Genomic DNA, 467 nt, shown 5'->3' on the forward strand with positions numbered 1-467 from the left:
CCGAACGCGACCACTTCATGCAGGCCGTCGACCTCGGCCCGGTGCATTGCCAAACCGGTGGCGAGCATCTACTGACGGTCGAGCAGGGCAAACAGTGGCTGGCGGAGATCTCAACTGCCCCGGTCCAGCAGGCGCAAGCCGCACAAGACCGCGCGGAACATGAATCCGAGGCGCCGCCGGACGCCGTTCTATTGCCGCCGGTGCACGTCAGCGATGCACCCGCGCACGAACGTGAACCCTATCTGTGGGAGCAGCCGCGGCGCTTTCGCGAGGCGCACATTGGCGAGTTGCTCGGGCGGGTGCGCCCGGCTTATCAGGACGACACGTTGTTCCTCGTGGTGCAGGACGACCTCGGCGTGCTGCGCGATCTGGCCGAGTATCAAGACACCGTGGTCGGCTGGGTCGATGACTGGAGCAATGCCGACACCAACGAACGCGATTACCTGTTGGCCTGCTACATCGAGTCC

General features: G+C 64.9%; 1 pseudogene. It reads left to right on the plus strand.

What is annotated here, in order from left to right:
* Window positions 1-467, plus strand: a pseudogene (locus tag Q7W83_RS29435) (toxin VasX); the annotation flags it as partial.

The sequence above is a fragment of the Pseudomonas sp. 300 genome (assembly GCF_055803035.1).